Source organism: Mucilaginibacter koreensis (assembly GCF_054783355.1).
Genome location: NZ_BAAGQS010000001.1, coordinates 2,314,945 through 2,337,227 on the forward strand (window position 1 = coordinate 2,314,945; position 22,283 = coordinate 2,337,227).

A 22,283-nucleotide genomic window follows, 5' to 3' on the forward strand; every position below is an offset into this window, starting at 1 on the left:
AAACGCCTAACGCTTTACCACCTCAAAGTTACGATAGTTTTTGAGTTCGCCTTCAGTGCTTTCCACGCTTTCTACACGGGCACGTTCAGGGCCTTCGTGGCACCAGTCTAAAAACATTTCCAGGGTACCGGCATCAGCCTCAGCTTCAATCAGCACGTTGCCATCTTCTGCATTTTTTACCGTGCCGCGTACGCCCAGCTGGTCGGCCACGGCTTTGGTACTTGCACGGTAAAACACACCCTGTACTTTGCCTTTTACGGTAATATTTAAATGTTGTATGGCCATAGCACCAGCAAAAATAAAATTAATTCAGCAATCTACGCCAAACGCTGCACCCGGGTTTCGGGCGTTAAAGTGTAACCATCCATCCCGGTAAGCAGGTTAAGGCCGGGCGCTTTTCCGGCTTCAAGGCTTCCCATTCGGTCAGTTACCCCTAAAAAGCGTGCGCCGTTTATGGTAGCCCACTCCAACAGGCGGCTAAATTCCAGGTTTGGAAATCCCTGCTGCAGCGTAAGCATTTCGTTCAGGATGGATAATTTATGATTAGAAGCCAAACTATCAGTACCTAAAGTGATATTAAAGCCCTGATCCAAAAATAAATCTACCTTAGGTAATTTGTTTTGAATAAACAGATTGGCATTTGGGCAAAAGCACCAGCTGATCTTACGATCAAAACGTTTGGCAAAGTAAATGTCCTTCAGGTTGGTACAGGTATTATGCACCAGCAATATTTTTTGCTTATGGGTAAGCAAGGGCACCACAGTTTGCAGCGAGTTACGGGCCTGGGGCTTAAAATAGCTGATATCTATTCCAAAATGCTCGTACAAATCATTAAACTCTCCCTGTTTGTACCTGAAAAATTTATTCTCCTCATCGCACTCCTGGTTGTGAAGGCTAAGCAAATTTTCATGGGTTTCACAGTAATCACGAATCAGCCTGAATAACTCCTTAGATACTGAATACGGTGCATGCGGCGCTATAGATACCGGCAGCGGCCTGAACTCTTCCTGTAACTCTAAGGCTTTATTAAAAGCCGGAACTGCATTTTCGGGCAGAAAGCTAAAGATCTCTATGAATGTATGATAATATAATTTACTGTTTTTTTTCAGGCCAATGGTAAGCGCTGTGTTCGAAATATCGCCCACGGCCACAATACCGTTGTTGTACATTTCTTCATCGGCCTGCAGGGCGGCTTCAGTTACCTCGGCCAAATCGGCATTACGAAATTGCTGTACGTTTTTAATAAACCCTACCAAACGGGTATGTTGCGGCAATTTCCCCTTAAGATGTGAAAGCTCCACATGGCAGTGGGTATTAATAAAACCCGGGCAAAGGATGCCTTTAAGGGTTTGAACCTGTACCCCAGGCTCACCTGTGGTATTAACGCTGATAATATTCCCGTAATCATCTACGGTAACTACACCATTTTTTATCGGATCGGCACTAACTGGAAAAACGTAATCGGCTCTAAAACTTTTCATTAAAGTAAAAATAACGGTATACTCAAGCCTTGTTCATTAAATTCATTAATTGTTAAAACTTAAGCTACAATTAACTTTGAGTTGTTGTTTTTTAATTTTTACAATTAAGCAACACCTGCGCTGTAAGAACAGCATTTAAAATTAGTTATCTTTGCTAAAGTGAGCGCAATTAATAAAAAAACAGACATCCGCAGCCTTAGCTTAGAGGCACTTCAGCAACAGTTTATACAACTGGGCGAAAAGGCATTCCGGGCTAAGCAAGTTTATGAATGGCTTTGGAAAAAATCATGTTTTTCATTTGATGACATGAGCAATATTTCAAAAGAACTTCGTAATAAACTGAAAGACAATTATATTATTAATGCTGTTAAAATTAATTCCTCGCAGTTTAGTGCTGATAAAACTATAAAAAATTCTTTTATTCTGCACGATACCCATTTAATTGAGGGTGTTTTAATTCCGGCTACCGACCGGATGACGGCCTGCGTTTCCTCACAGGTGGGCTGTAGCCTTACCTGTAAGTTTTGCGCCACCGGTTATATGGAGCGTAAGCGCAACCTTAACCCCGATGAAATTTATGACCAGGTGGTACTCATTGCCCGCCAGGCGCAGGAAAATTATAACCAGCCCCTTACCAATATTGTATACATGGGCATGGGCGAGCCTTTGCTGAACTACAGCAATGTTTTAAAATCAATAGAGCGCATTACTGCCGAAGATGGACTGAACATGGCGGCCAAACGCATTACGGTATCTACTGCGGGTATTGCCAAAATGATTAAAAAATTGGGCGACGACCAGGTAAAGTTTAACCTGGCGCTTTCGCTGCACGCGGCCAATGATGAAAAGCGCAATACCATTATGCCCATCAACGAGCAAAACTCGCTGAAAGCGCTGGCTGAAGCGTTGAAATATTATTATCAGAAAACCAAAAATGCAGTTACCTATGAGTACATCGTGTTTGACGGTTTTAACGACAATATTCAGGATGCGATGGAGCTGGCCAAATTTTGCAAGCATCTGCCTTGTAAAGTGAATATCATTGAATATAACCCTATCTCATTCGCCAGCTTTTTAAATGCAGGCGAAGATAAGATAGAAGCTTTTGCCGCTTACCTGCGCAAGCAGGGCATCATTACCAATGTACGCCGCAGCCGTGGCAAAGATATTGATGCGGCCTGCGGGCAGTTGGCTGTAAAAGAAAAAGCAGCAGCTTTGGCCGTCTAATCAGATTTCAGTTATCTTTAAGCCATGAAGCTGCAGCGCACTTACCTGGCCGATTTTCTATCTCTGCTCTTCCCGCAATTGTGCCAGGCCTGCAACACCGGTTTGTTAGGGCACGAGGAGGTATTGTGCACGCAATGCCTGTTCACTTTACCCTATACCGATTATCATCAGCAATCTGCCAACCCGGTAGCGCAGCAATTTTGGGGGCGCATACCTCTACAAGGTGGTTATGCCTTACTGCATTTCAGCAAAGGTGGTAAAGTACAACACCTTATTCACCAGTTAAAATACCAGAACATGCCGCAAATTGGCAATAAGCTGGGCTATCTGGCAGGCGAACAATTGCTGGCTAACGATATATTTCGAACGGTTGATTATATCATCCCGGTACCTTTGCATCGCAGCAAACTACGTAAACGCGGGTACAACCAGAGCACCCGTTTTGCCGAGGGCATAGCAAAGGCAATGCATCGGAATGTTGAAGACGGCAACCTGATGCGTACCAAAGCCACCGAAACACAAACCCATAAGTCGCGCTTTTCAAGGTTTGAGAACATGAAGGCGGTTTTTGCGGTTCGTTATCCCGAACGCCTGGCTGGCAAGCACATACTTTTGGTGGATGATGTGGTAACTACCGGCTCTACATTAGAGGCGTGTGCTCTTGCCTTACTTGCAGTGCCGGGCTTAAGCTTAAGCATTGCTACCATTGCATATGCCGAGTAAAAAAGCACACCGGCATCTCTACTCAGCATAGTTGTATACTTATTGAATTACCTTTACTTCTACCCTGCGATTTTGGGCTTTGCCTTCTTCGGTGTTGTTGCTGGCTATAGGCTTGGTTTCGCCATAACCTTTAACAGTAAGGCGGCTGCCATCAACACCGGTATTGGTTAAATAAAGTTTTACTGAATTAGCGCGCTCTACTGATAAAGCCATATTATGCTCGGCTGTACCTTCTGTTGAAGAATGCCCGTTCAGCATAAATTTAGCGGTATTATCCTTTTTCATTTCAGCAGCGATATGGTCAAGTACCGGGTAAGAACCTGTTTTTAGTACCGCAGAATTAAACTCAAATTGGATGTTTGAAAAATTATAATCAGGCGCGGCAGGTGCAGGCGCTGCCTCTTGTGGGGCTTGTGCTGGGGGCTCGGCCTTTTGCTCTGCTACAGGCGCAGGCTGTGCTGTTTGTACAGGCGGCGCTGGCTTTTGCGCTATCTTTTTAGTTTTACAGGCCTGAAATGTAAACGCAGTGCAGGCCAAAGCCAATAGCAAATAATTAGGTGATGCGGATTTCATGTTTGGGGTTGTTTTAAGCAAAACTAAACATAAAACTTTTGAATATAGAAGAGGCCCGGGCTTTACTTATGCATCTTTCTTTATTACACTCACTTCGCCGCTGGGTTCCATGTGTATTTCTTTCACCGCCGCCAGGTTATCTATACTCCCTTTGGTGCGTACATCACTCATTAAATCTTTTTCACTCATAATAGCCTGCCTCAGGTTATCGTGTAAAATTTCGTCGTTTTGGAATAACAGTAAATTTTCGCCTTTAATATATTGCCTTACAATATCACTTTTTGTACTTAACCAGGCCAGTAGCCTGTGCAAACCTACCAGTACAAAACAGCAACTCACGGTAGGCACAAAAGCAGAGGCACCTACCACTGCCCTGCTTAATACAGCTCCTAAAATCAAAGCAATTGAATTATCAAAAGCTGACTTTTTACCGAATGTACGCCGGCCTGCAATCCGTATCAATACCAATGCAATAAAATACACCACAAATGCCCGGCAGCACATCTGGCTTACCGACAAATCCTTCCCCTCACCAAATATTTTTATTAAAATATCTTCCATACCCGTTATTAAAAGCCAATGTTAACACACAGTAAATTTAACGTTAACCCAATTTAATAACACGTATAGCGCTGTGGTGTTTACAGCATACAAATCATTATTGTAAACTCAATATGCTGCTGTTACAAGCCTCCCAAATTTTAATGGCTTCTACCGCTTGTTTAACGTCGTGTACCCGCAAAATAGAGCCACCTTTGGTAAGGGCAATAGTATTTAAAGCGGTGGTACCATTCAGGGCATCAGCCGCTGTTCCGCCGGTTAGGCCGTAAATCATGCGCTTACGGGAGATGCCAACTAAAACCGGTAAACCTAAAAGCTGGAAATCCTGCAAACGGTTAATGAGTTCGTAGCTGTGCTCCGCTTTTTTGGCAAAGCCAAAACCGGGGTCAATAATTACGTCATGTACACCTAAGTTGCGCAATTGGCGATATTTACCAGCCAAATGATCAAACACTTCGTTAAATACATTTTGATAATCAGCTAACTGCACCATATTTTGCGGGGTACCTTTCATGTGCATTAAAATGTAGGGGACCTGCAATCGGGCCACAGTGGCAAACATCAGTTCATCTAACTGCCCGCCCGAAATATCATTAATGATATGTGCACCTGCTTTAATGGCCTCCTCGGCTACCGAAGCACGAAAAGTATCTATTGAAATTATAGCATCAGGGTAGTTTTTTACTACAGCCTCTACCGCCGGCAGCAAACGGTCGGTTTCCTCCTGCACCGAAATATCCGTAGCGCCAGGACGGGAAGAATAAGCGCCCAGGTCTAAAAATGCAGCGCCCTCATTCAGCATCTTATGCGCTTGCTGCAACACAGTTTCCGTATCTGTTTTGCGGCTGTCGGCATAAAAAGAATCGGGCGTGAGGTTGATGATACCCATCACCTTCGGGCGGCTCAAATCTATCAAACGCCCTCGGGCATTTATCGTGGTCTTTTTATTAAAAACTGTATCTTTAGCCATTATTGGCAGTTGTTAAAAAGGCTGCCGTAGCAAATATCGTTAAAAATTAAAATCTACCGAGTTGAGCAATACCGCAGCCGAATACGATGCCGTTATAAAGGTTTGTAAAAATCTGTTTATCAAAAAAACACGTGACTACGGCACCGCCTGGCGCATTTTGAGGCCATCTTCTATCACCGACCAAATTTTTATCAAAGCGCAGCGCATCCGCACGCTCGAAGAAAAAAAGGTATCTATGGTGGGCGATGATGTGATTGGTGAATACATCGGCATCATCAACTATTGTGTAATTGCTGTAATGCAGCTGGAATGTGAGCCCGGTACGCCTACCGAGCTCTCAGCCGAACACGTGAGCCAGCGGTTTGATGTTTGCGTAAATGAAACGCGCGACCTTATGTTTGCCAAAAACCATGATTATGGCGAGGCCTGGCGCGATATGCGCGTTAGTTCGTTAACCGACCTGATTTTAATGAAGTTGCTGCGCGTAAAACAAATTGAAGATAATGCCGGGCAAACGCTGGCCTCAGAGGGGGTAAAGGCCAATTATCAAGACATGCTTAACTATTCAGTATTTGCACTCATTAAACTGGGCGTAAAATGAAAAACACACTTATTTGGGTTTGTCGCATTGCGGTAGGCCTCCTCTTCATTTTTTCAGGATTAATTAAAGCCAACGATCCGCTTGGCTTTTCTTATAAATTACAGGAATACTTTGAGGTATTTCACCTCACGGCATTAAATGGCTTAGCGTTGAGCACCGCTATTTTATTATGCGCGCTGGAAATGCTGCTGGGCTTTGCGCTCATTATAGGTATCCGTGTCAATGCAGTAGCCTGGGGCTTATTGCTGTTGATTGTATTCTTTGGTTTTCTTACTTTTTACTCGGCCTACTTTAAAGTTGTGCAAACCTGCGGCTGCTTTGGCGATGCTATACCGCTGACTCCTTGGCAATCTTTCAGTAAAGACATGGTGCTGTTGGCACTGGTGCTGGTATTGTTTTTTAACCGCAAACAGATGCAGTTGCTAGTGAACCAAAAACTGGAAAATACTTTATTAATTATAGCAGTTATCGCATCGGTAGGTGTGGGGTTATATACCTATAACTTTTTGCCGGTAATTGATTTTTTACCTTACAAGGTTGGCGCTAACCTGCCCAATGAAATGAAAACGCCACCCGGAGCGCAGCCGGATGAGTACGAACTAACTTATCATTTAAAAAATAAGTCAACAAGCGCCACCAAAGACATCACTGATAAAGAATACCTGAAAAGCGGTATCTGGAAAGATGCCAACTGGCAGGTGCAGGGCGACCCGGAACGCCGCCTGGTAAAAACTGGTTTTACCCCGAAGATACGCGACCTTTCAATTCAGGATGCACAGGGAAACAGTTATACTGATGAATTACTATCCAATCCGTTTTACAGTTTATGGATTGTAGCATACGATTTAAAGCATACCAATGCCGAGGCCATTGACCGCGCCAATGCCTTAGCCATGAACCTGACGCAGAATTATAACGTGCGCACGGTTTTTCTTACCTCAGCCAACGCACAGGAGGCAACAGCATTTGCCAAGGCCCATCGTTTGGTATCTGAAATATTTTATGCTGATGGCGTACCCCTGAAAACTATGGTGCGCGCTAACCCAGGCCTCATATTGTTAAAGAATGGAACTGTGGTTAATAAATGGCATTATCACACCATGCCGAAGTATGACCGGCTGGTAAAAGAGTACCTGCAACAACAGTAACATGCTGCGCTATCTGCTACGTAAAACCGTATATGGATTGGCTGTAATGCTGGGCGTGGCCACGGTAGTATTTATCTTGTTCAACATTTTACCAGTTGACCCCGCCCGCATGACGCAGGGGCAGCGCAGTGATGTACAATCATTACAAGCTGTACGCAAAGAGTTTGGCCTAGATAAGCCTGTACCCGTGCAATACTTGTATTACTTGAACGACTTATCACCCATCAGCTTCAATGAGCGGAGTGCAGAAGCGCAGGAACAATATAGCTATATTACTTTATTACCCATATCAAAGAACAATGTACTGGTTTTAAAATGGCCTTATTTGCGCCGCTCCTATCAAACGCACAAAGCTGTAGCACAATTATTATCTGAGGTAATCCCTAATACGCTCATCTTGGCTACCACCGCCATGGCCTTGGCTATTGTATTAGGTATATTGTTAGGTATGTTAAGCGCCGTTTATCAGGGTAGCTGGATAGATAAAGCGGCTTTATCCTTTTCGGTATTAGGTATATCGGCACCTTCTTTTTTTGCAGGTATTATTATTGCCTGGCTGTTTGGCTTTGTACTGAGCCGGTATACCGGCCTGGATATGTCGGGCAGTTTATACAGCTACGATCCGTTCAGAGGCGAGGTAATTACTTGGCGCAACCTGGTACTGCCTATGGTTACGCTGGGGTTACGCCCATTAGCCATTATAGTTCAATTAACCCGCAATGCCATGCTGGACGTATTGAGCCAGGATTATATTCGCACCGCCAAAGCCAAAGGATTGGGGCGCTGGCGCATTGTGTTCCGGCATGCTTTACCCAATGCGCTTAACCCGGTAATTACGGCTATTGCCAATTGGTTTGCCTCTTTGCTGGCCGGCTCCTTTTTTGTAGAATACGTATTTGGTTATAACGGCTTGGGTAAGGTAACGGTGGATGCGCTGGAGATGTCGGATTTCCCAGTCATTATGGGCTCTATTTTATTTATTGCCCTTATTTTTGTGATCATCAATATACTGGTAGATTTATTGTATGTGTGGATTGACCCGCGGGTGAAATTAAGTTAAGTGTTATGATTATTTTTTTAACCGGCTTTATGGGTTGCGGCAAAACTACACTGGGTCGCAAATTGGCCACACGGCTTAATTATGAGTTTATAGATCTGGACCATGTGCTGGAAGCACAGGCCGGAATGAGTATACCGGAGTACTTTTCCAAATTTGGTGAGCCACATTTCAGAGTTATGGAATCACGCGTGTTAAAAACGATGGATTATCCCGAAAATGCCGTGGTTTCTACCGGTGGCGGCTTACCATGCTTTGACGATCACATGGCTTGGATGAACCGGCACGGGCGCACTATTTATATTAAGCTTGCCCCAAAAGTATTAGCCAGCCGCCTGGAAAATGGCAAAGCCGACCGCCCCCTATTGCGCGACAAACAAGGTGATGAGCTGATTGCCTTTATTGAGGAAAAATTAGCGGAACGAGAGCCTTATTATATGCAAGCCCATGTAATTGCAGATGGCTTAAGTTTAACAGCAGAGAAGCTGGAGGAGATTATAAAAGCGGAATAATTCATTACTTTTCATTGCGAGCGATAGCGTGACTATCGCTCGCAATGAAAAAAACGATTTTACTTCAACGCCACCAGCCTCTCACCTTCCAGTACAGGTATAGCAGTGGTTATATCCACGTTCAAACAAAAGGCAATATCTTCTTCGATGCCTAATTTTTTCAGGCGTTCGCCATGAGAAGTTTTTTTGAGGTAGCCGCTTAAATCATCTTTGCCTAACTGGTATAAATCATTGGCAGCAATGGCAGGATCATCCAGTTTCATGCTTCCGGCCTTGAGTTGTTCCACTACAGCCCCGGCAAACAGAGTATCTTCAAGGTTGAAGTTATTTTTCCAGCCGGCACAAACCAGTAATATGTTTTCGTGCTGGGTTTTCAGCCAGTTGCATAATGCAGTCAAATTCAAAAAAGAGCCGATAACTACCCGTTTGGCGCTGCGCGATAAATGCAGGGCGTGGGTACCATTGGTGGTAGTAAGCACTACCGTTTTACCGGCCACTTTATCAGCTGTGTAAGCAAAGGGCGAATTGCCAAAATCAAACCCGGCTACTACTTCACCGTTACGTTCGGCAGCCAGCAAGTAATTCAGTCCCTTTTCACGATAGGCAGCACATTCCTCCACCTGCGATACCGGAATAATAGCCTCTGCCCCATTATCAATACCATAGCAAATAGAAGAAGTGGCACGAAATATATCTATAATGACCACCACATACTCCTCTACGTTGTAGAGTGGCAACAAAGCAGGCGTAAGGCAAACCTCGAGTTTAGCCCCCCAGCCCCCTGAAGGGGGAGTAGAATTGATATACATATCAGTAAAGTATTAAGTTCCCCTTCAGGGGATGTAGGGAGTTCTTATTTATAAAAAGGCGGCTTGGCTACTTGTGCTTTCACCTTATTATCGCGGATCTTTATATAAATTTCAGTACCTTCTTTAGCAAAATCAGTATTCACATAACCCATACCGATAGCTTTTTGCAGTGAGGGCGACTGCGTACCTGAAGTTACTTTACCAATGGTGTTACCTTCGGCATCCACAATTTCATAATCGTGGCGGGGAATACCGCGCTCCAGCATTTCGAAACCGACCAGCTTTTTGCTTACGCCTTGCTGCTTTTGCTCTTTCAGCGCAGCAGAATTGGTGAACTCTTTGGTAAATTTGGTTACCCAGCCCAAACCTGCTTCTAAAGGCGAGGTGGTATCATCAATATCATTACCATACAGGCAGAAACCCATTTCCAAACGCAGGGTATCACGTGCACCTAAACCGATAGGTTTGATACCGTAGGGCTCGCCGGCTTTAAAAATGGCGTCCCAAACCTCTTGCACGTGTTCATTGTCTACATAAATCTCGAACCCGCCTGCCCCAGTATAGCCTGTGGCAGATACCAGAACGTTGTCAACCCCTGCAAACTTACCTCTGCTAAAGGTGTAATACTCCATAGAGGCTAAGTCTAACTCAGTCAGGCTTTGTAATGCTTCAGCAGCCTTAGGGCCTTGTACGGCGAGTAATGAGGTGCGGTCAGAGATATCTTTCATCTCTACTCCGTTAGTATTGTATTTACTGATCCAGTTCCAGTCTTTTTCAATGTTGGACGCATTTACCACCAGCATATACGTTTTTTCGTCGATGCGGTATACCAGCAGGTCGTCCACAATGCCGCCCTGCTCATTGGGCAAACAAGAGTACTGCACCTTACCATCATACAATTTAGAAGCATCATTACTGGTTACACGCTGAATCAGGTCAAGCGCCTGGTCGCCTTTCAGAATAAATTCGCCCATGTGGCTCACATCAAACACCCCTACCGACTTGCGTACGGTATCATGTTCAGCATTAATACCTACGTATTGCACAGGCATGTTGTAACCTGCAAACGGTACCATTTTGGCACCCAATTGTATATGAGTATCGGTTAGTGCAGTATTTTTCATTCAAACAACGGTTTTAAGGCCACAAAAGTAGTAAATTAACTATGCTTTTTCGGCTAAAACCTGTGCATAAAAGGCGAGCAACCTTTGGGTAACGGCGCTGATGTTGTGCTGCTCTTCTACCAGCAGGCGTGCATTACGGCCAATAGTGCGGCAATATTCCTCATCGGCAATGCAGCGCTTAATAGCCCGGGAGAACTCTTCGTGCGTGTTGGCAATCAAAATATTTTTACCATGCTCATACGCAATACCCTCAGCACCTAACGAGGTGGAAATAATACATTTCTGCATAGCCATCCCCTCTACAATTTTCACACGCATTCCTCCTCCCGAGAGCAGGGGCACAATCATAATAGCTTTGCTGTTTACAAACTCCAGCGCATCATCCACCTCACCCTGAATATAAATGCGGCCCATTACCTCGTAGTCATCAAAACTCTCGGGAATGTCATTACCGGCCACATAAAATTTCACTCGAAGGTCATCACTGCTCAGCTCGGTATGAAAGGTATCTAAAAACCACTCAATACCCTCACGGTTTGGCATCCAGTCCAGCGAGCCTAAAAAGAACAAGCTGGGAAATTCGACCTTACTCAAATCGGGGTGGTAATTTTCAATATTTACCCCTACCGGCAAAATTTCGATGGGTGGTTTGGCACCATATTGCAGCATGGTGTTTTTATCCTGATCGGTAAATACGCCTATGGCATCAAAACGGTTTAACTGCTGCAACTCGTAGCGCTTAATACGTTTAGCTATACGGTTGAGATAAAAACGCTTGAAAGGATCTTTTTTCTGTGCGGCCAAGCGCTGCCATACCTGGTGTTCGATATGATGTGCACGGTATACCAGCTTAGCTTTTGATGCTTTGCGCAGCGCAGCTACATAAGTACCCACAAACAAACCCTCAAACTGTATAATATCATAAGCCCCGCCTTTTACCTCCTGCACGAGTGCCTGCTCAAATTCTTCGCTGTAAAACCGCTCAATATTACTGGCACTGCGCCCGAAGATATTAACAATGGCCTGCCCCACCGACACACTGATATCTACCGGCACCACCCGATAGTTAATACTGCCCATCAATTCCCGGTCATGCTCACCTTCTTCGGTGTGATGGGATGTATGATGCTTAGGATTGAGTGAAAAAAGGGAAACGGTATGACCTTGAGCCACAAAACCACGAATGGTATTGCCTATAACAATAGGATAACCTCCGTTTTGCGGAAACGGCGGACGATGGGTAATGACCAGTATCTTCAAAGCGGGCTAAAATCGGTTGATAACAAAGGTATCAACGTTGAAAGCCTTATGCAAAGTATTTTAAAAAATACGTAATTGCGGATCTGTTACCTTGAAACTGCGGCGGTGATGCGGCGTTAAGCCATGGGTCAGAATACTGGTGCGGTGTTTAATACTGGGATAACCTTTATTTTTTTTCCAATGATATTCGGGAAAAGCTTCGGCCAGTTGCATCATATAATCATCACGATAGGTTTTGGCCAGTATGGATGCTGCCGCAATACTGAAATATTTACTATCGCCTTTTACAATGCACTGGTGGGGCACATGCGGATAGGCCTTAAAGCGGTTACCATCAATAATCAGATATTCAGGCTTAATTTTTAACTGCTCCACCGCGCGGTGCATGGCCAAAAAAGAGGCATTCAGGATATTAATTTCATCAATTTCGGCTGCACTTACCGAGGCTACGGCATAGGCCAGCGCCTGCTGCTCAATTTCGGGCCGCAGTTGATAACGCTGCGCTTCGGTAAGTTGCTTGGAATCATTTAAAAGCGGGTGCTCAAAATCATCAGGCAAAATTACGGCTGCGGCAAATACCGGCCCCGCCAGGCAGCCACGCCCCGCTTCATCGCATCCGGCTTCTATAAAATCTTGCTGATATCTGGCTAATAACATTTGGTAGAAAAGTCAAAATTAAAAATTCAAAAGTCAAAAAAGGAGATACAATTTTGAAAATACTATTGTACAATGAGCAATATGAAGGTTAATTTAAAGCACAACTTATGCTGTCATTTCGACCGCAGGCAGAAATTTTCTGTAGCATGGCTTGGTGAAGAAGATTTCTCCCTGCGGTCGAAATGACAAGTTGGAAAGTAGTTATTCAGGAGATTTAATAATAGCCTTTTTTAAATTTTTAAGTTTGATTTAACGCTCAACTGATCTTCAAGGTTAGCAAGGTAATATCATCAATGGGTTTGCCTTTGATAATCAGGTTGAGATAATCCATTAATGTTTGGTTAAACTTGTCGGGAACCAGGTGCCCGTTTTGTACCACAAAGTTCACCAGCACGTCTTCGTTCCAGCTATTTTCTTTGTCCAGCTCGTAATCCATCAAGCCATCGGTGTAATTGAAAATCAGCGTATCGGGTTCTACATCAATTTCGCCTTCATTAATAAACGGCAGCGGGTCGAATACACCAATCATGGTGGTTCCTAATTTCAAAGGCATGGCTTCCCCTTTTGAATATAGTATAGACGGATTATGGCCCGCATTCACATAAGTAAGTTTTCGGGTTTCTTCGTTATAGCGGGCTAAAAAGAGAGTAATAAAGCGTTCGCCTTTGGTATTTTGAATTACAATCTGGTTCAACCGCTCCACCACATTGGTTAAATCATCTTCTACCGTAGCCCAGGCCCGTAAGCTGGCCTGAAAGTTGGCCATCAGCAAGGCGGCCGATATTCCTTTGCCCGATACATCGGCAATACACCATAAAAATTCCTTATCGTTAAGCCTGATGAAATCGAAATAATCGCCGCCAATGTTCTGGTGCGGTAAATATTTGGCACCAATTTCCACCGCTGCATCTTTATGCAACTTTACCGGAATCAGCATGTTCTGCACCTCAACAGCCAGCTCCATCTCGCGCTGAAAGCGTTCAGCTTCCAAACGCTCGCGAAACAGGCGCTTATTTTCCAACGCTACCACAATTACATTAATCAGCGTTTGCAGAAAGTTAAGGTCGTTGTCCAGCATATCGCCCGTGGTGTGAAAATCACCAATCAGGGCATAAGCCAGTATTTTAGTTTTATGATAAAAAGGAATGTAATAATTATACTGCTTTAGTAACGGATGCGGGTGCTTATGCAAGGCTGTAAGCCTGCGTACCTTTTTAAGCTGCTGATAGGCTTGATGTAATGCCGCCGGACTTTCAAATTCGCCCCCATATTTAGCCAGGCAAATAAAGCCACCGCGTTTTTCTACCATAAAACGCAGTTTACCCACTTTAAGGTAATTTTGTAAAATTACCTCCAGCATTTGTATTAAGGTTGGGGTAGATGAGTTTTTATTAATGGCCCTTGTAACCTCGAGCAATGAGTTTAACTCCGACTGCCTTTTCAACAGCAGCTGGATTAACTCACCCTCACCCGAACCATTTTCAAAACCTTGCATGAATAGTGGAAAACCCGAAAATATAAAATTATTTTCAGATGCGAATATTTTGTGATTTTACGTCAAAAGCATCCCGCAAACCTACGGTAACCATGTTAAAGGCATACACCATTAACATGATAGCTAAACCCGGCAATATGGCTAAATAGGCAGCATCCATAATAATGTAACCATAATGTTCTTTAATCATGCTGCCCCAGGTAGGCATAGGCGGCTGTGCACCAAAACCTAAAAAACTCAATCCGGCTTCTAATAAAATGGCAGCCGCAAAATTAGATGAAGCCAATACTAAAACCGGCCCGGTAATGTTGGGCAAAATATGCCGGGTAATAATTCGAAAGTTACCGTAGCCAAGCGCACGTGCAGCTTCAATATACTCAGCCTGCTTAAGGCCGATGACCTGCCCGCGCACAAGCCGGGCTACCTCTACCCACATAGACAGGCCTACAGCGATGAATATTTGCCATAGTCCTTTACCCAATGCGAATGACAGGGCAATCACCAGCAGCAAGGCAGGCAAAGCCCACAAAATATTCATAATCCAACTGAGCGTACTATCCAGCCAGCCGCCAGAATAACCTGCAAGTGCGCCTATGCTAATACCCACCAACAAGCTAATGATAACAGACATTAAACCTACCGCCAGGGATACACGTGCACCTAAAATTAAACGGCTTAGTAAATCGCGCCCGTAAATATCGGTACCAAGCCAGTATGTGCGGGTAATAATGTCCTCGTGCAATATCTGGGCTCTGAGATCTTTGTACTTCTTGCTTTCAAGCTTAGACGCTTTTACCACATCAGTTAATGCATAGGCTTTAACTTCCGGTTTGTCTTCGGCGCTGATGTATTGGTTTACGTAAACTGAATCGCCATTGAAATGATAACCTGTTATCGGCACCTGATCGTAAAACGCAGGTTGCCCGAACAGCATTTTTTGCAATATATTCAGGGTATCTACCGGCTCGGCTTTGCGGATGCGCAACATCATCATACGGGTACTCGGCTTTTTAATACTGAGCTGGAGGGTCATGCTGTTGGCATTGGGCGTACTGTCGGGCATAACGATGTACCCCAGTACTGCTGCCAGCACCGTTAAGCTGATAATGACTAAGCCTGCCACCGCCGTTTTACTACGTTTAAAATTTTTCCAGGCCTGCTGTACCGGTGTAAGGGAATTGTTCAAAGCTTTTGTAAAAGATGACCCGGTTAAATATCGTTGATTTTAGCAGAACTGCAAAGGCATTACCGTACTACCCTGCCCTTCCAGGCGTATTTACGTGTATTACCGATAAGGCCTACATATACAAAGTATAAAATATGGATGGGCGACAATAACAGCAGCAAAGGCAACAATCCCATGCGTTTAAAAAAAGCGGTGATCGGCAGTAAAAATGCCGCCTCGAAACAGTATTTCACCAGCATTTGCAGCAGGAACAGCCATAAAAAGTGAATATTAAAAATCCCGGCAATCAGGTTCACCAGCAATGACAAGTTGAATAACCAAATACCCACCGCCAGCGCCACTACTTTTTTGTCTTTGTATTTGGTTGATTTTGAAGCCCAGCGGCGGCGCTGTTGCATAAACTCCTTGAGGTTGGGTTTAGCCTCAGTAAAAACTACGGCTTCTTCTTTTTTCAAAAAAGCAATTTTACCCGGGTATTGCTCTGCTACTTTTTGCAGCAACAGTTCATCATCGCCCGAGGCCAAGTCATCAATTCCTTTAAACCCGCCCACGGCATAAAAAGTATCTTTACGGTAGGCCAGGTTGGCCCCATTACAGGTAGAAGCCCTTTTATTGCCGATAAAAGCAGCCCCAATACCAATCAGATAAGAAAACTCAAGTGTTTGCAAACGCTCAAACAAACTTTTTTCCCGAAAGTATACTACCGGAGATGAAATCATGACCGGATGCTCAGTTTCATAATAGCTCACAATACTGCTTAACCAGTTAGAGCCCATGCGGCAATCGGCATCAGTAGCCACCAGCAAGTCGCCGGAGGACAAGTCAATTACCTTAGCGATGGCTTTCTTTTTATAAGAGTTGAGCTTTTCAGCCTCATTGAGCTGCAACAATTTCACCCCTTGCGCTGCGTAGCTTCGAATAATATTGGCCGTATTGTCGGTAGAGTGATCATCAGCAATGATGATTTCTAATAAGTGTTTAGGATAATTTTGAGCCAGTATATCGTCAATAGTAAAACGGATGTTCGCTTCCTCATTACGGGCCGCAATCATTACCGTTACTTTGGTATTAAAGTTTTGCATACTCAATACCGGGCGCTTTAAAGCCGCCCAACCTTTAATCAGATATAATAGCACTACCAGGTAAAGGCTAGTGAGCAGGAAGATAATAACGTTATATAGTGTTATCAAAAAACTTAACTTTTAAAACGAATACCGAACCTAAAACCGCCGGTATAATTAAATTAATAAACCAGATGGAGGCTACTGCCGCAATAGCCGCCAGGTGCTGGTTGGTCACATAGGCAAACAGGGTATCGGCAGTTGCTGTACGCACGCCGATATCCAGCAAATCAATAGAGGGCAGCGCCGATTGTACAAAGAACACAATAAATACGAAAAAGTAAGTTTGATATGCCGGAATTTCTGGAATTAATAAATGCACCACAAAATAGTACTGGGTGGAAAACACGGCAAAGCGGGCCAGGCAATAGCCCATTACCTGCATTAGCTCATGGAGCCGGTAACGGCGCATGATATCAAAAAAACGGTGAAACTTTTTTAAAGGCTTAATACTATTCAGCATTCCGGCCAGCCAGCGGATATTGAAATAGAACAACACAAAAAAGAGCATGAACCCTATGGCCAGTATACATACCCCAACATACAGCCAGCCCTGCAAATGCATAAAATGGTATAAGAACCAAAGGATAGCTGTTGCCCCCACCACATTGGTTACCACGTTTTGCCCGAAAGAGCCTACCGCCATGGCAAAAACACCGTATACCCGCTTACGGGTTGGCAGGTACATTACCCGCCCTCCGTACTCGCCAAGGCGGTTGGGAGTAAAAATAGCAAAGGTAAGCCCGCAAAATACACCTTCGATGGCCTGCCACACACTTACCTGGTGCAGGCGCCGAATTAAGTAGCGCCACTTAAAGGCTTCCAGCACCCAGTTCATCAGCATAAACAGCACCACCAGCGCCAGCGTGAAATACACAGTGGTTGTGTTAATGTGCTTAATAAGCTGCTGAAAGTTGTGAAGATCAGACTTATTGGTGAGCTGCCTGTAGATGTACGAAAAAGCTATAATTATAATGCCTGCCTTAAGCAGCCACGAAATTATGGTTTTAGCTTTTTTTGTTAACACAAGGTTGATTTTTGTGCAATGTTAAGGAAAAATAAATAGCCCCCCAACCCCCTGAAGGGGGAGTAGAAGGTAAATAGTTGTACAGTTATATTTCTGCTCCCCTTCAGGGGGCTGGGGGGCACCAATTACTTCAGCCTTTGCTTTAAATAAGCGATGGTGTAACCATAAGCTTCTTTGGTAGCTTCGCTGTTATAAATAGGATTGCTGGGGTTGGCAAAGCCGTGGTCGGCATCGTACTGGTGCAGGTACAAGGTTTTGCCTGCTTTTTGCATGTTCTCTTTAAACTGCGCTACCACTTTGGTATTAATAAATTGGTCTTTGTTGGCAAAATTGCCCAATACATCGCTGTGCAGGGTTTTCAGTTTGTTTACATCCTGCTCGGGCATACCATAGTACATTACGCAGGCTACAGCTTGCTTGCCGGCCAGCAGGGCGCTTTGCAAACTCCAGCCACCGCCAAAGCACCAACCCAACGTGGCAATTCGGGCTTTAGAGCCGGCATAAGTTAGCGCACCTTTAATGATAGCCTGAGCACGATCTTCTTTTACGGCCTGCATATATTTACCGGCATCCTGGCGGTTGTCGGCTATTTTGCCATCATACAAATCAAGCGCAATTACATTTACATTGCCCAAATCATTGTACACTTTTTCTGCTTCATGTTTAATAAAATCATTTAGTCCGTACCATTCATGAATGACCAGCAGGTAATTTTGAGTCGGCTTTTTAGCTTTCAGCAAATAGGCGTTTGCGGTACCGCCATCGGGCGTTTTGTAAGTGATGCTTTTACCTATTTCGCTTTGAAAATGATAGCGCTTCGGGTTTAAATGCGCCATCCTGAACGCCTTACTGGAAGCCAACATGGCAAACTGACGGGTAGCACTGGGCTTCTCACAGCAGGCCATCTTACTTTGGCTGAATACGGTAAAGCTGCCCATAATTAAGGCAAGTAAAAGGAATAGTTTTTTCATGGTATCGTATAATTATGTGAATGAGCTTCTAAGATACCGGTTTTACAAGGATATTTTGAAATATTTGCAGCCATGGATCATCAGGCAAAATACGAGCGGCTGGTAAAACTAAGCCAAGGCGACTTTAAAGCTTTTTTATATGATTGTGACGGCACCCTGGCCGATAACATGCAAGCGCATAAAGACTCTTATATACGTGTAGCGGCCGATAAAGGCGTAATGATGGACGGGGCCATTATTGATGAATTTGCAGGCCTGCCTATTACGCAGGTGATCGGTAAAATCAATGAGCGCTACAATGCCACGCTTGACCCGGATGAGTTTTATACCCTAAAGTACAGGTTGTTTTATGACGAGTATATTGAACATACCCAACCTATTGAGTATGTAGTAAACCACCTGAAAAGCCATGCCGGTAAAGTACGCATTGGCGTAGTAAGTGGCAGCAGCCGTGCCACGGTAGAAAAAACTTTAAGCGTGCTGGGCATATTAAATTTGGTGGAGGTATTGGTATGCAGCGGCGATACCGGGCGCGGCAAACCCTACCCCGATCCCTTTCTGGCTGCGGCCGAACAGCTGGGTGTGCCTCCGCATCAATGCTTGGTGTTCGAAGACGGCAACGCCGGTGTTGAAGCCGCTAAAGCCGCAGGTATGGAATGGATAAGGATAGATCAGATATAAAAGCGTAAGTTATTTTGGTAAAAGCGAAGGGCCTATAAGTTTAATTAAGCGCATTTTGATTTAATACAGTGCTTACCTACCCCTTATAAAAATCATTATACTCTATATTTAAGAGGATTGGAAAACACTACCGCTGTCATGCTGAGGTACTCGAAGCATGGGGTGCATAGGCCGTACCGATGAACGTTACTACAACCATGCTTCGAGTGCCTCAGCATGACGGTGTGGGTTCGCTTGCAGCTATCATCATGTATATAGCTATTTTGCTGCCGCCTATGCTGATAAGTGATAGTTTGATGCAATTACCTTACCAGCTTCCCCTTAAAACTTATACCCGAATTTCAGCCTAAACTCCGGAAATAGGTACATACTGCTGGGCGTAGCCGAAAGTTCAGTTACATAAAAAAAGCGCTTAATCTGCATGTAAAAGCTGGCTGCCATGTACACGCTTTGCAGGGTAACGGCATCACCATCATACTGCCCGGCCCTGCGGTTATAATTGCCAAATGTTCGGCCCAAAAAGCCGCGTAAGGCGTATTGGCGGTCTTTGTTGTAGGCACCATGCCATAAGGCTTCGCTGGTTAACCCCACCGTAAGCAGGCGGGTATTAGTGTAAGCATAATAGTCATCCACACCAGAAACCCGTTTACGATACCGGGCATAATCGCCAAATTCTTTGCTGTATACCGCTTCGAAACCAATAAAGCGAAAATCTACATTATCAATTTTAGTATACAAGTTACCCGACAGCCGTGCACCTGCTCCGTAAAAACTTTTGGAACCCTGATAAGCGTAAGGATCGGAGTTGGTATATTGATAATTATCATCGTCGCCCGAATCGCCGTTGGTAATGCTTCCGGCAAAGCCAAAAACACCATAGGCCAAATTAGCGCCTTTAAAGGTATGAGCGGCGGTGGCTTCAATACTGCCAAAACCGATGCCATCGTGATTGATATCGGCCCCCTGGCCAAAGCCCGTACCGCCCGAAACGTATACAGCGCTTTTTACCGAATCGAACGAAGCCGGCTTGGGCAGGTAAGAAATATCATTGTTAAACAACGCCGGGGCGTAATAATGCTGTGAGCATGATGCCAGCAGGAATGCCGCAATCACAAAAAAGTATGAATACCGCTTCATGAAATTGTAAATAAGGTAGGCCGAAGATAAGAAATACTCTCTTAAGCCCTTACATCATCACAGCGTATAATTTTACTTAACTTATGCTTGGGTTACCTCTACCGGCAGCGTGAACCAAAAAATACTGCCTGCTCCAATTTTACTTCTCACACCAATTTGGCCTTTATGCCGGTCAATAATCTCTTTACACAAATACAGCCCGATACCAAAGCCTGCTATTGATTTTGTATGCTCGGTTTTTACACGATAATAACGCTCAAATAATTTTTCGCGGTCTTCCTCGGCTATGCCTGCGCCTTCATCCTGTACACTTACATGCGCCATGCCATCTTTGGTAACGCAGGCTACCTGTATGGTACTATCAGGCGGTGAATATTTAACGGCATTGCTGATCAGGTTGTTAATTACCTGGCCTATTTTATCGCGGTCGGCGTGAACCAGGGTTTTTACTACCGGTGCAAATACGACTTTATGGGTTGATATTGTGGCGATTGATTCTTCCTCTACTTCCTTAACCAGTTCGGCCATATCAAACACCTTAAGGTCCATATGTATCTTACCCGATTCCAGGCGGCTTACGTTCAGAAAGCCGTTAATCATGATGGTCATTTTTGATATCTGCTTATTGGCTTTGTCCAATATGCCAGCAGTTGAATGATCCTCATTGCGTTTAGCTTTTAAAAGCAGCATTTGAATATAACCGTTCATTGAGGTGAGCGGGGTTTTTAATTCGTGGCTTACCATGCCAATAAAATCGTTTTTACGCTGCTCGTCCCGCTTTTCCTCAGTAATATCCATTACAGTACCAATAAAACGCTGCGGCTGGCCGGTTTCATCAAAAAACACCTGCCCTATAGCGCGTACATGCCTTATTAGTCCGTCATCGGCTCCAATAGTACGATATTCTATATCATACCTTCCGCCGGTAAGCTGCTTATTATAGGCGGCTGCTACGGCTTGTAATGTTCGTTCTTTATCTTCGGGGTGCAGGCCGCTTACAAAATCGGTGCTATAGGTCACCTGTTTTTCGGCACTTACACCAAATAGCTCCTTACAGCGGTCATCCCATACCAGTATATCACGCGCTACATCTAAATCAAACAAACCCAGCTTTGCGGCCTGCTTAGCCAGGCTGGTTTGCTCCAGCGCATCAGCTAACCGCTGTTTTGATGCCGTGAGCTGTTCATTGATAGAAAACAGCTCTTCGTTGGTTGTGCGCAATTCTTCATTCACTACAGCAGCCTCTTCGTTGGCACTTTGCAAATCCGACTTATATTTGTCCAACTCCACATTCATGGCGCTGATTTGTAAGTTTGCAGCTTCCAATTCTTTCAGCTTTTTGCGCAGCTCCAGTTTATCCATCACCTGCCGGCCCAATACTTTCAATGCCATTTGCTGCTGGGTGGTTAATTGCTTAGGCTTTTGATCTAACACGCAAAGCGTACCTAAGGCATAACCCTGCCTGTTTACCAGTGGCACGCCGGCATAAAAACTAAGGTTCATGCCTGTTACCACGGGGCTTTGGGCAAATCGCGGATCAAGGGTAGCATCAGGCACCACCATAATTTCCTGGGGCTCAGCAATGGCATGGGCACAAAAAGAAATATCCTTGCCTGATTCGGTTAATGCAGTGCCTTTGCGGGCTTTAAACCAATGCCGCTTATCATCAATAAACCCAATAAGGGCAATAGGGGTATCGCAAATTGCAGAAGCCAGTTCGGCAATATCATCAAAATCCTGCTCGCTGGCAGTATCCAGTATATGGTAAGTTTCAAGTACGGCCTGACGCTCATTTTCGTTAGGCAGGAGCGGAATATTTGACATGGGTGGGCTATAGCAAAAATCGGACTAAAGGTAACTTTTTTATTACATCTTTCAGAGAACTAACTGTTTATTAAGCGGTGATCTATTTCCATATCATTTCCCATCAAGGTCTTAAGCAGCTACCAGTGATCTATGAAT

23 protein-coding genes are annotated in these 22,283 nt (G+C 44.5%); 7 read left to right on the top strand and 16 right to left on the bottom strand.

All coding sequences use genetic code 11. From position 1 onward, the window contains the following. Positions 1-6 precede the first annotated feature (6 nt). Together ACYVNW_RS10530 and ACYVNW_RS10535 are read right to left on the bottom strand one after the other, a co-directional pair. Complete coding sequence (locus tag ACYVNW_RS10530; protein WP_460681008.1) at positions 7-279, bottom strand: acylphosphatase; 273 nt, start codon at positions 277-279, stop codon at positions 7-9. A gap of 38 nt (positions 280-317) precedes the next feature. Then, the gene (locus ACYVNW_RS10535) at positions 318-1,481 is read right to left on the bottom strand and encodes an amidohydrolase family protein (RefSeq protein ID WP_460679825.1); all 1,164 of its coding nucleotides are present in this window, start codon (positions 1,479-1,481) and stop codon (positions 318-320) included. 159 nt (positions 1,482-1,640) lie between these two features. On the opposite strand from ACYVNW_RS10535, the gene rlmN reads away from it, so the two are divergent. After that, positions 1,641-2,708 (top strand): dual-specificity RNA methyltransferase RlmN, encoded by a 1,068-nt coding sequence (gene rlmN, locus ACYVNW_RS10540; protein ID WP_460679826.1) that lies wholly within the window; start codon positions 1,641-1,643, stop codon positions 2,706-2,708. A 24-nt stretch (positions 2,709-2,732) separates the two neighbouring features. Continuing rightward, a complete protein-coding gene (locus tag ACYVNW_RS10545; protein ID WP_460679827.1) occupies positions 2,733-3,431 on the top strand; it encodes a ComF family protein in 699 nt (232 codons plus the stop codon). A gap of 39 nt (positions 3,432-3,470) precedes the next feature. Here ACYVNW_RS10545 and ACYVNW_RS10550 read toward each other — a convergent pair whose 3' ends face one another. The 3 genes from ACYVNW_RS10550 to folP form a co-directional block, all read right to left on the bottom strand. Then, on the bottom strand, positions 3,471-4,004 hold the full coding sequence (locus ACYVNW_RS10550) for an OmpA family protein (RefSeq protein WP_460679828.1): 534 nt from the start codon (positions 4,002-4,004) through the stop codon (positions 3,471-3,473). A 66-nt stretch (positions 4,005-4,070) separates the two neighbouring features. Beyond that, on the bottom strand, positions 4,071-4,565 hold the full coding sequence (locus ACYVNW_RS10555) for a DUF421 domain-containing protein (protein ID WP_460679829.1): 495 nt from the start codon (positions 4,563-4,565) through the stop codon (positions 4,071-4,073). A gap of 97 nt (positions 4,566-4,662) precedes the next feature. Next, positions 4,663-5,535 (bottom strand): dihydropteroate synthase, encoded by an 873-nt coding sequence (folP, locus tag ACYVNW_RS10560; RefSeq protein ID WP_460679830.1) that lies wholly within the window; start codon positions 5,533-5,535, stop codon positions 4,663-4,665. A gap of 61 nt (positions 5,536-5,596) precedes the next feature. Between folP and ACYVNW_RS10565 the strand changes: the two genes are divergently transcribed. From ACYVNW_RS10565 to ACYVNW_RS10580, 4 genes are read left to right on the top strand one after another with little or no spacing between them, the layout of a single operon-like run. Beyond that, complete coding sequence (locus ACYVNW_RS10565) at positions 5,597-6,136, top strand: DUF1599 domain-containing protein (protein WP_460679831.1); 540 nt, start codon at positions 5,597-5,599, stop codon at positions 6,134-6,136. After that, positions 6,133-7,284, top strand: coding sequence for a BT_3928 family protein (locus tag ACYVNW_RS10570; RefSeq protein WP_460679832.1), 1,152 nt, complete (start codon positions 6,133-6,135; stop codon positions 7,282-7,284). Before ACYVNW_RS10565 ends, ACYVNW_RS10570 begins: the two co-directional genes overlap by 4 nt. 1 nt (position 7,285) lies before the next feature. Further along, positions 7,286-8,344 carry an ABC transporter permease gene (locus tag ACYVNW_RS10575; protein ID WP_460679833.1) on the top strand — a complete coding sequence of 353 codons (1,059 nt, stop codon included), beginning with the start codon at positions 7,286-7,288 and terminating at the stop codon, positions 8,342-8,344. Between the two features lie 5 nt (positions 8,345-8,349). Then, complete coding sequence (locus ACYVNW_RS10580; RefSeq protein WP_460679834.1) at positions 8,350-8,853, top strand: shikimate kinase; 504 nt, start codon at positions 8,350-8,352, stop codon at positions 8,851-8,853. Positions 8,854-8,912: 59 nt separating this feature from the next. On the opposite strand, the gene ACYVNW_RS10585 is transcribed toward ACYVNW_RS10580, so the two are convergent. The 9 genes from ACYVNW_RS10585 to ACYVNW_RS10625 all read right to left on the bottom strand — a co-directional run bounded on the left by ACYVNW_RS10585 (position 8,913) and on the right by ACYVNW_RS10625 (position 18,503). Beyond that, entirely contained in the window at positions 8,913-9,662 is a 750-nt protein-coding gene (locus ACYVNW_RS10585; RefSeq protein ID WP_460679835.1) for a 2-phosphosulfolactate phosphatase, read from the bottom strand. A 44-nt stretch (positions 9,663-9,706) separates the two neighbouring features. Beyond that, the gene (gene gcvT, locus ACYVNW_RS10590; protein WP_460679836.1) at positions 9,707-10,786 is read right to left on the bottom strand and encodes a glycine cleavage system aminomethyltransferase GcvT; all 1,080 of its coding nucleotides are present in this window, start codon (positions 10,784-10,786) and stop codon (positions 9,707-9,709) included. A 39-nt stretch (positions 10,787-10,825) separates the two neighbouring features. Continuing rightward, the gene (locus ACYVNW_RS10595) at positions 10,826-12,046 is read right to left on the bottom strand and encodes a glycosyltransferase family 4 protein (RefSeq protein WP_460679837.1); all 1,221 of its coding nucleotides are present in this window, start codon (positions 12,044-12,046) and stop codon (positions 10,826-10,828) included. 60 nt (positions 12,047-12,106) lie between these two features. Further along, the gene (locus ACYVNW_RS10600) at positions 12,107-12,703 is read right to left on the bottom strand and encodes a ribonuclease HII (RefSeq protein WP_460679838.1); all 597 of its coding nucleotides are present in this window, start codon (positions 12,701-12,703) and stop codon (positions 12,107-12,109) included. Between the two features lie 256 nt (positions 12,704-12,959). Beyond that, positions 12,960-14,198 (bottom strand): PP2C family protein-serine/threonine phosphatase, encoded by a 1,239-nt coding sequence (locus ACYVNW_RS10605; protein ID WP_460679839.1) that lies wholly within the window; start codon positions 14,196-14,198, stop codon positions 12,960-12,962. Between the two features lie 34 nt (positions 14,199-14,232). Then, a complete protein-coding gene (locus ACYVNW_RS10610) occupies positions 14,233-15,384 on the bottom strand; it encodes an ABC transporter permease (protein ID WP_460679840.1) in 1,152 nt (383 codons plus the stop codon). A gap of 59 nt (positions 15,385-15,443) precedes the next feature. Beyond that, a complete protein-coding gene (locus tag ACYVNW_RS10615) occupies positions 15,444-16,574 on the bottom strand; it encodes a glycosyltransferase family 2 protein (protein WP_460679841.1) in 1,131 nt (376 codons plus the stop codon). Then, positions 16,558-17,532 (bottom strand): lysylphosphatidylglycerol synthase domain-containing protein, encoded by a 975-nt coding sequence (locus ACYVNW_RS10620; RefSeq protein ID WP_460679842.1) that lies wholly within the window; start codon positions 17,530-17,532, stop codon positions 16,558-16,560. The genes ACYVNW_RS10615 and ACYVNW_RS10620 overlap by 17 nt, the downstream gene beginning before the upstream one ends. A 125-nt stretch (positions 17,533-17,657) precedes the next feature. Beyond that, the gene (locus ACYVNW_RS10625; protein ID WP_460679843.1) at positions 17,658-18,503 is read right to left on the bottom strand and encodes a dienelactone hydrolase family protein; all 846 of its coding nucleotides are present in this window, start codon (positions 18,501-18,503) and stop codon (positions 17,658-17,660) included. A gap of 72 nt (positions 18,504-18,575) precedes the next feature. On the opposite strand from ACYVNW_RS10625, the gene ACYVNW_RS10630 reads away from it, so the two are divergent. Then, positions 18,576-19,184, top strand: a complete 609-nt coding sequence (locus tag ACYVNW_RS10630) for an HAD family hydrolase (protein WP_460679844.1) — start codon at positions 18,576-18,578, stop codon at positions 19,182-19,184. Between the two features lie 321 nt (positions 19,185-19,505). On the opposite strand, the gene ACYVNW_RS10635 is transcribed toward ACYVNW_RS10630, so the two are convergent. Further along, the gene (locus tag ACYVNW_RS10635) at positions 19,506-20,321 is read right to left on the bottom strand and encodes a hypothetical protein (protein WP_460679845.1); all 816 of its coding nucleotides are present in this window, start codon (positions 20,319-20,321) and stop codon (positions 19,506-19,508) included. A gap of 81 nt (positions 20,322-20,402) precedes the next feature. Further along, entirely contained in the window at positions 20,403-22,145 is a 1,743-nt protein-coding gene (locus ACYVNW_RS10640) for an ATP-binding protein (protein ID WP_460679846.1), read from the bottom strand. Between the last annotated feature and the right edge of the window lie 138 nt (positions 22,146-22,283).

Coding starts and splice junctions, on each gene's coding strand:
- ACYVNW_RS10535 (WP_460679825.1), bottom strand. CDS start 1,481: ATGAAAAGTTTTAGAGCCGATTACGTTTTTCCAGTTAGTGCCGATCCG.
- ACYVNW_RS10545 (WP_460679827.1), top strand. CDS start 2,733: ATGAAGCTGCAGCGCACTTACCTGGCCGATTTTCTATCTCTGCTCTTC.
- ACYVNW_RS10550 (WP_460679828.1), bottom strand. CDS start 4,004: ATGAAATCCGCATCACCTAATTATTTGCTATTGGCTTTGGCCTGCACT.
- ACYVNW_RS10555 (WP_460679829.1), bottom strand. CDS start 4,565: ATGGAAGATATTTTAATAAAAATATTTGGTGAGGGGAAGGATTTGTCG.
- folP (WP_460679830.1), bottom strand. CDS start 5,535: ATGGCTAAAGATACAGTTTTTAATAAAAAGACCACGATAAATGCCCGA.
- ACYVNW_RS10570 (WP_460679832.1), top strand. CDS start 6,133: ATGAAAAACACACTTATTTGGGTTTGTCGCATTGCGGTAGGCCTCCTC.
- ACYVNW_RS10575 (WP_460679833.1), top strand. CDS start 7,286: ATGCTGCGCTATCTGCTACGTAAAACCGTATATGGATTGGCTGTAATG.
- ACYVNW_RS10580 (WP_460679834.1), top strand. CDS start 8,350: ATGATTATTTTTTTAACCGGCTTTATGGGTTGCGGCAAAACTACACTG.
- ACYVNW_RS10585 (WP_460679835.1), bottom strand. CDS start 9,662: ATGTATATCAATTCTACTCCCCCTTCAGGGGGCTGGGGGGCTAAACTC.
- gcvT (WP_460679836.1), bottom strand. CDS start 10,786: ATGAAAAATACTGCACTAACCGATACTCATATACAATTGGGTGCCAAA.
- ACYVNW_RS10600 (WP_460679838.1), bottom strand. CDS start 12,703: ATGTTATTAGCCAGATATCAGCAAGATTTTATAGAAGCCGGATGCGAT.
- ACYVNW_RS10605 (WP_460679839.1), bottom strand. CDS start 14,198: ATGCAAGGTTTTGAAAATGGTTCGGGTGAGGGTGAGTTAATCCAGCTG.
- ACYVNW_RS10625 (WP_460679843.1), bottom strand. CDS start 18,503: ATGAAAAAACTATTCCTTTTACTTGCCTTAATTATGGGCAGCTTTACC.
- ACYVNW_RS10630 (WP_460679844.1), top strand. CDS start 18,576: ATGGATCATCAGGCAAAATACGAGCGGCTGGTAAAACTAAGCCAAGGC.
- ACYVNW_RS10635 (WP_460679845.1), bottom strand. CDS start 20,321: ATGAAGCGGTATTCATACTTTTTTGTGATTGCGGCATTCCTGCTGGCA.
- ACYVNW_RS10640 (WP_460679846.1), bottom strand. CDS start 22,145: ATGTCAAATATTCCGCTCCTGCCTAACGAAAATGAGCGTCAGGCCGTA.